The organism is uncultured Novosphingobium sp. (assembly GCF_964277725.1).
In the GTDB taxonomy this organism is placed as follows: domain Bacteria; phylum Pseudomonadota; class Alphaproteobacteria; order Sphingomonadales; family Sphingomonadaceae; genus Novosphingobium; species Novosphingobium fluoreni.
On record NZ_CAXYKL010000042.1, the window covers coordinates 1 to 6,990 of the forward strand.

Annotated in this window: 7 protein-coding genes; all 7 read right to left on the minus strand. The window is 67.6% G+C overall.

What is annotated here, in order from left to right; all coding sequences use genetic code 11:
• Positions 1 to 147: 147 nt before the first annotated feature.
• From ACHWRX_RS02550 to ACHWRX_RS02580, 7 genes are read right to left on the minus strand one after another with little or no spacing between them, the layout of a single operon-like run.
• Positions 148 to 576 carry a hypothetical protein gene (locus ACHWRX_RS02550; protein WP_394657978.1) on the minus strand — a complete coding sequence of 143 codons (429 nt, stop codon included), beginning with the start codon at positions 574 to 576 and terminating at the stop codon, positions 148 to 150.
• A gap of 56 nt (positions 577 to 632) precedes the next feature.
• The gene (locus tag ACHWRX_RS02555; RefSeq protein ID WP_058736223.1) at positions 633 to 1,958 is read right to left on the minus strand and encodes a FliI/YscN family ATPase; all 1,326 of its coding nucleotides are present in this window, start codon (positions 1,956 to 1,958) and stop codon (positions 633 to 635) included.
• Positions 1,952 to 2,560, minus strand: coding sequence for a FliH/SctL family protein (locus ACHWRX_RS02560; RefSeq protein WP_394657979.1), 609 nt, complete (start codon positions 2,558 to 2,560; stop codon positions 1,952 to 1,954). Before ACHWRX_RS02560 ends, ACHWRX_RS02555 begins: the two co-directional genes overlap by 7 nt.
• Complete coding sequence (gene fliG / locus ACHWRX_RS02565; RefSeq protein WP_394657980.1) at positions 2,553 to 3,572, minus strand: flagellar motor switch protein FliG; 1,020 nt, start codon at positions 3,570 to 3,572, stop codon at positions 2,553 to 2,555. Before fliG ends, ACHWRX_RS02560 begins: the two co-directional genes overlap by 8 nt.
• 1 nt (position 3,573) lies before the next feature.
• The gene (fliF, locus tag ACHWRX_RS02570; RefSeq protein WP_394657981.1) at positions 3,574 to 5,298 is read right to left on the minus strand and encodes a flagellar basal-body MS-ring/collar protein FliF; all 1,725 of its coding nucleotides are present in this window, start codon (positions 5,296 to 5,298) and stop codon (positions 3,574 to 3,576) included.
• Between the two features lie 3 nt (positions 5,299 to 5,301).
• The gene (gene fliE, locus ACHWRX_RS02575; RefSeq protein ID WP_394657982.1) at positions 5,302 to 5,673 is read right to left on the minus strand and encodes a flagellar hook-basal body complex protein FliE; all 372 of its coding nucleotides are present in this window, start codon (positions 5,671 to 5,673) and stop codon (positions 5,302 to 5,304) included.
• On the minus strand, positions 5,670 to 6,947 hold the full coding sequence (locus tag ACHWRX_RS02580) for a sigma-54-dependent Fis family transcriptional regulator (protein ID WP_288485606.1): 1,278 nt from the start codon (positions 6,945 to 6,947) through the stop codon (positions 5,670 to 5,672). Before ACHWRX_RS02580 ends, fliE begins: the two co-directional genes overlap by 4 nt.
• Between the last annotated feature and the right edge of the window lie 43 nt (positions 6,948 to 6,990).

Genomic DNA, 6,990 nt, shown 5'->3' on the forward strand with positions numbered 1-6,990 from the left:
GCAAAATCAATCGTCTGTCCATCGCTGCCCGTCCCGGTGACCGGCATACCCGGCAGGACCGCGCCCGGCAGTGCCGGGGCATGGGGAAGAGAAGCGGACAAGTTGATCATGGAGCAGGCCAGCCTTCGCGGTAAAATGCGCAGTCAGCTATTCAAGGTCCGTGCCAGTTTGCTTGCGGCTGCCCAGCACGGTCGTTTCCGCGCTGCGGGCGATCAGCTTGGCTTCCAGCCTGGCGCGCTCTTCTACGGCGGCGCGGCGGCGTTCGGCTTCGCCCAGCATCCGCAGCTTCGCGTCGGCAATGGCTTCGGCACGTTGCGCGTCGGCCTGGGTGGTTCGAGTCAGGCTGCCCAAGCCGCTGACAAAGCCGGTGAGCGTCTGCAGCGATGCGCCATCCACCGCGCCGCGCCGCGCACCGTAATCGGCGGCAAGGCGGCCCGTGCGGTCACTCAGCATGCGCAACTGCGACAGAGTGCTTTCTGCCTCGGCGGCTTCGCGCGCGGCAGTCTGCTTGGCGATCGCGCGGATTTTCTCCAGGCGGTTCAGTCGCACGAGGCGGGCGCGCTGCTCCGCGTTCATCGCGTTGCCAGTCTATCCGGCCGTAAAAAATAGGAAAAACGATGCATAAGCGTCGATCAGGGGCCCAGCAGTGCCGCCAATTGCGCGGCGCTGGTGTCGATATCGATGATCTCCCCGCCGAACTGGCAGAGAAACGCCGTCAGCAATTCGTGCATGGCGATAGCGCGGTCGAGCTGCGGATCGGCTCCGGAGCGATAGGCGCCCATCAGCACGAGGTCGCGATTGGCTTCGTAGCTGGCCGTCAGGGCGCGGAACTCACGCGCCAACTTCTGATGATCGGGACTGACGATATCGTTCATCACGCGGCTGAGCGAGGCGGCGATGTCCACCGCCGGATATTGGCCGCGTTGCGCCAAGGCGCGATTGAGCACGACGTGGCCGTCCAGGATGGCGCGGGCGGTGTCCACCACCGGGTCGTCCTGGTTGTCGCCATCCGCCAGCACCGTGTAGAGGCCGGTGATCGAGCCGCCGCTTGCCGCCGAATTGCCGGCGCGTTCCACCAGCTTGGTGATCGTCGCCAAGGCGGACGGCGGATAGCCGCGCGCCGCGCCAGGTTCGCCCAGCAGCAGGCCGATTTCGCGCGCGGCGTGGGCCACGCGGGTCAGGCTGTCCAGGATCAGCAGCACCTTCTTGCCTTGCGCCCGGAAATGCTCGGCCATGGAGGTCGCCAGCATCGCGCCGCGCAGGCGCAAGTTGGGAGCATGATCGGCGGGCACGGCCACGACCACGGTGCGGTCGCGCTTTTCGGCGTGCATATGTCGTTCCACGAAGTCCGACACTTCGCGGGCGCGCTCGCCGATCAAGCCGACGACGATGATGTCCGCTTCCGCGCCGCGTGCGATCATGTCCATCAGCACCGACTTGCCGACGCCCGAACCGGCCATCACGCCGATGCGCTGGCCGATGCCGAACGTGGTCAGCGCGTTGAGCGAACGCACGCCGGTATCGAACGTCTCGCGCACGGGGCTGCGATCAAGTGCGGAGGTGCGCAGTCCGCCCGAGGGCCATTCGCTGCGGGCATGGATCGGCGGTCCGCCATCGATCGGCAGGCCTTCGCCATCCACCGCGCGGCCCAGGAACGCCGCGCCGACGGGCAGCATGCCGGGTTTGCCTTCGGGATGGACCCGCGCGCCGGGGCGCAGCATCACCGAATCGCCCAACAGCATCATCAAGGTGCGGCCATTGCGGAAGCCGATCACTTCGGCGGCCAGCGTCGTGCCGGGCTTGTGCGCCACGCGGCACATCGCGCCGACCGGAATGGACAGTCCGCTCACTTCCAGCAGCCCGCCATCGCACGCGGCAACGAGGCCGAAGCGGCGCGGGGACAAGTCGATCGGTTCGGCGGCCAGGTCCCGCAGCAGCGGGTCGAACAGGGTCAGCACTGGTGCAATGCCTCGGCAATGGCGCGCCGCCAGGTGGCAGGCCCGTCCTCGACGCCGCCGTTGGTGCCCTCGACGCGGATCGCGCCACGCTCCAGCGTGGGGTCCGCCTGCACGTTCCACTCCGCGGTGATGCGCGGGGCCAGCAGTTGCAGGTCCTGCGGGTGCATGCGGATCACGCGTTCATCGTCCGCTCGCGCCAGCATCGCGGCGGCGCGGGTGACGCGGTGCATCAGCGCTTCCTCGTCCAGCGCGAAGGGCGTGATCGCGGCTTCGCAAAGCGCGGCCACGGTATCGCGCAGCCGCTCTCGCAATTGCTCTTCCAGCGCCTCGTCTATGCGGCGGAACGCCAGCGCCAGGCCTTCTCCGGCCACGGCATCGGCCAGCGCCATGGCTTCGGCTTCGGCGCGCGCATCCTCGTAGCCCTTGGTGTAGCCTTGGGCGAACGCTTCTCCCACCGGGTCGGGTTCGGGCTCCAGACGGACCGGCGCGGCGTCCGGCTCCAGCGCGGATGCCATCGGGAACTCGGCGTAGCGGGCATCGGTGCGAAACCCCGTCGCGCCCGAAAGCTGGCTGAGCGAAAGGCGGGTGAAGCCCTCAGACATAGTCGCTGTCGCCGCCGCTGGCCGAACCGAACGCGATCGTGCCGTCTGCCGCCAATCTGCGGGCAATGGCGACGATGGCCTTTTGCGCCTCGACCACTTCGGCCAGCTTGGTGCGGCCGCGCGCGGCGATTTCGTCCTTCACGCCATCGGCGGCGCGGCTGGACATGGCGCGGAAGAACGCTTCGCGCTCGCTTTCCGGAATACCCTTGAGCGCGCCGATCAGGACGTCGCTCTCGACCTCGCGCAACAGCGCGCCCATCGATTGCGCATCGAGGACGAAGAGGTGCTCGAACTTGAACATCTCTTCCTCGATCTTGCGCGCCAGGACTTTGTCCATCTTGGCGATCTGGGGCATGATCCGCGCTTCCACGGCCTTGCCCGCGCCATTGATGATGCCGGCTGCTTCCTTGATGCCGCCCATCGCCAGCGGAGCCGCACCATGGCGCTCACCGATGCGGCGGGTCAGCAATTCTTCTAGGATCGTGATCGCCTCGGCGGAGACCGGCCCCAGCGTGGCGATACGATGGACGATCTCGCTCTGCTCGGCGGCGGGAAGCGAGTGCAACACGGCGGCGGCCACTTCGGGATCGAGCTGAACCAGCAGCACCGCGATCATCTGCGGGTGCTCGCCCTTGATCAGCGGGGCCAGCGCCTCAGGCTCAAGCCAGCGGGCCAGTTCGATGGTGGAGGCCTTGGTGGCGGCCTGGGGCGCGATGCGGCGCATCAGGTTCTCGGCCTTCACGTCGCCCACGGCGCGACCCATCACGTTGCGCACATGGCCGACGCGATCGTGCGTCATCAGGCCCAGCGATTCGGTCTTCTCAACAAAGCCGGCGATGGCACCGGCAATGATCTCGGGCCCGATCTCACCCAGTTCGACCATCTTCTGGCCCAGCAGGCGCAATTCCTCCGGCTCAAGCTCTGACAGGATGCGCGCGGCCTGATCATCCTGCAGCAGCATGACCATGACCGCGGCGTTGCCGGCGGGATCGAGATTGGCAAGCGCGCTCATGTCAGGCGGCCTCAGCTTGGGGGGCGGCGGGTGGTGGGGAGTTCAGCATCTGGCGCAGCGCCTGGACGGAGCTGCCGTGCTTTTCGGTTACCAATCGCTGCGCCAGTTCGACCTGGCGGGCGAGGAGCTCGGCGCGCGAGATATCGACATCGACACCGTTCTCATCGCGCGTGGGGGTGGATGCCAGCGCGGCGATCGTGCGCTGGCTGGCGGTCTCGGCTTCTGCTTCGCCGTCGGCCGCCTCGCCCTTCTTGCCCTTCTTGTCCTTCTTGTCACCGCGCATGGCGGCGATCAGCGGGCGCACGCCGAGCAGCATCACCAGCAGCACCGCGATTACTGCCGCGCCATAGCGCACGATCGTGGCGAACCAGGGCGTCTCATAGAACGCGGGCGGGGTCACGTCGGTCGGCTCGAAGCTGCGCATCACGACCTTGACCTGATCGCCGCGCTGCGGGTTCGCGCCCACAGCGGCGCCGACCAGCGCCTCGATATCGGCGATGTCCTTGGCTTTCGCGCCCTTCAGCGCATCCTTGCTGAGCGCCACGGCCACGGTGACACGCTTGATGCCGCCGGGACGCTGGTTGGAGACGGAAACCTCCCGGCCAAGTTCGTAGGTACGGGTGGAGCTGGATTCGCCGTTACCCGGCGGAGTGGCGCCCGGCGCGGCGGAAGGAGCCTGCGTGCCCTGCGGCGGGCCGTTCTGGGCCTGCGTGGCGGGGGGCGGGGTGTTGGAAAGGACGCCGGGAATGCCGACGGCCGCTCCGCCCGCGCCGGTCTGTTGCGATTGCTCCTGGGTCTCGGAACGGACAACGCCGTCCTTGTCGTAGCTTTCCCGCGCGGACGTCACATCGTCCATGTTCAGCTCGACCTGGATCTCGCTGGTGAAATTCCCGTCGCCCAGCATGGGGCGCAGGATCTGGGAGACCTGGGCGCGCAGCTTGTCTTCCATGCGGGCCTGCATATCGAGCCGGTCGTCCTCGGCACTGGCCTTGGAAGAAAGCAGCGAACCATGCTGATCGACCACGCGCACCGAGTCGGGCGAAAGCCCCGGCACCGATCCGGCGACGAGGTTGACGATCGCGGTGACCTGGCCCTCGCTCAGCTGGCGGCCGGACTTCAGGCGCACCATCACCGAGGCGGTGGGGGCCACGTTGTCACGCACGAAGACCGACTTCTCACCCTCGGCCAGGTGGACGCGGACCGAATCGACGCCATCGATCTCCATGATCGAAAGCTGTAGATCGCGCTCGCGGGCGGAGCGCAGGCGTTCCCCCTCCAGGTTGCGGCTGGCACCCATCGGCAGCTTGTCCAGCATCTGGTCGCCGGTCTCGGGCGTGGCCAGGCCACCGTCGGACGCGACGAGCATCCGCGCCTTGTAGAAATCGCCTTCGTCCACGGTCAGCGCGCCGGTGGAGTTATCGATATGATAGCCGATGTTTGCCGTATCGAGCGCGGCCACCACGCTGGCGCGCTCACCGTCGCTGAGCGAGCTGTAAAGCGTGCGCTGGGCAGAGGGCGCCACGGCGGACCAAGTCAGCGCCGCCCCGCCCAGGGCCGCGACGCCCAGGAACCACGGCAGCATCTTCTTGACGGCGGGCTGCGCCTTGAAGGCATTGATGCGAGTCAGCGCGGAGCCGCCCGCCGGATCGGTGAGCGGCGTTAGGATCGACGTGCCGGACATGCCTGCACCTCCAGGAGAGGCCGCGGCTGGAACCAGATCAGCCATCTATCACACTCCCATCCGCATGATGTCTTGGTAGGCGCTGAGCAGCTTGTTGCGCACCTGCAGGGTCGCTTCGAACGCAACACCCGCCTCCTGGCGCGCCAGCATCACCTTGGCGACATCAGTCACTTCACCGCGCTGATAGGCGTCGGCGATGTTCTCCGCCTTCACTTGCGTGGCGTTGACGCCATCGAGCGCGGTCTTGAACGCGTCGGCAAAGTTGTTGGCCGGGGCCTGCTGGGTCGGCGCGGCGGCTTGCGCGCCTTGCGGCGCGTGAAGCTGCTGCAGCGTCTGCGAGCGGTCCATGATCTGCTGGCGCAGCGCCATGATCTGCTGGACGCCCGCTGCGCCGCCGCCGATGCCGGAGATGCCGCTCATCGACGGCCACCGGCGGCCATGCGGCCGATCTCGATGCCGGCATCACGGAAGGAGGCCAGGCGATAGCGCAAGGTACGCTCGGAAATGCCGAGTTCGCGGGCGGCTTGCAGGCGGTTGCCGCCACAGGCCTCCAGCGTATCGATGATGGCGCGCGCTTCGGACAACTGCACCACGCTGGACAGTTTGCGGCCGGCTGGCTCGGCCACGACGATCGGCTCGGCCGGTGCCATCGCCACGTCGATCAGGCGGGCGGGGCTGTCGAACACGATGTGATCGGGGGTGATCGTGGTGGCGTCACCGGCCAGCAGCAGCGCGCGGCGCACCACGTTCTCGAGTTCGCGTACGTTGCCGGGCCAGGCGTGGATCTTCAGCATCGCCAGCGCCGCGTCGTTGAAACAGGGCACCCGCGCCGGGTTGAAGGCGTGGCGCAGCGCCATGCCGAACGCCAGCGGGGCGATATCGTCGGCACGCTCCCGCAGGGGGCGCAGCGATAGGGGGAACACGTTGAGGCGATAGTAGAGGTCGGCGCGGAAACGGCCTTCGGCAACTTCGGTGGGCAGATCGCGGTTGGCGCAGGCGATCACGCGGATATCGATTGGGATCGGCCGGGTCGCGCCGATCGGCACCACTTCCTGCTCCTGCAAGGCGCGCAGCAGCTTGGCCTGCAGGGAGAGGGGCAGTTCGGCGATCTCGTCCAGCAGCAGAGTGCCGCCATCAGCGGCGCGCATGAAGCCCTCGCTCGCCCCGGTCGCGCCGGTGAAAGCGCCCTTCTGGTGGCCGAAGAGCATCGCTTCCAGCATGTGCTCGGGCATCGCGGCACAGTTAACGGCGATGAAAGGTCCGGCCGCGCGCTTGGAACGGGCATGGATGAAGCGACTGAGCACTTCCTTGCCGGTCCCGGTGGGCCCGTTAATCAACACGGGGATATCGCTGACGGCCAGGCGATCGGCCAGCGCGAACACGGCGAGGCTTTCCGGATCGGCGGCGATCGGCTCGCCGGGGCCGGCCATCGCGGCTAAGGTCATGGCCAGCGCCGATTCGCTGGCGGGGTCGGCATAACTGATGACGGTGCGGGCAGCGCCTTGTCTGCCAATGGCTTGCGGGCCGCGCATCAGCAAAACCTTGCGGCCCGATCCGGTGGCGGAGGCGGCATCATCGGCGTCCAGCAGGCTCACCTGGCTGGCATCCACCAATGTCGCCGCGACGGCGGCGGCGCGCTGGGCCAGCAGGCCATGCTTGCGCGCAACATTTTCACCGAGCCCCAGAACGGTCATTTTCTTCGCAACCCCCAGTGGAAATTAACCACGCTTCGTTGGG

Coding starts and splice junctions, on each gene's coding strand:
- fliG (WP_394657980.1), bottom strand. CDS start 3,572: ATGAGCGCGCTTGCCAATCTCGATCCCGCCGGCAACGCCGCGGTCATG.
- ACHWRX_RS02560 (WP_394657979.1), bottom strand. CDS start 2,560: ATGTCTGAGGGCTTCACCCGCCTTTCGCTCAGCCAGCTTTCGGGCGCG.
- fliE (WP_394657982.1), bottom strand. CDS start 5,673: ATGAGCGGCATCTCCGGCATCGGCGGCGGCGCAGCGGGCGTCCAGCAG.
- ACHWRX_RS02550 (WP_394657978.1), bottom strand. CDS start 576: ATGAACGCGGAGCAGCGCGCCCGCCTCGTGCGACTGAACCGCCTGGAG.
- fliF (WP_394657981.1), bottom strand. CDS start 5,298: ATGGCTGATCTGGTTCCAGCCGCGGCCTCTCCTGGAGGTGCAGGCATG.
- ACHWRX_RS02580 (WP_288485606.1), bottom strand. CDS start 6,947: ATGACCGTTCTGGGGCTCGGTGAAAATGTTGCGCGCAAGCATGGCCTG.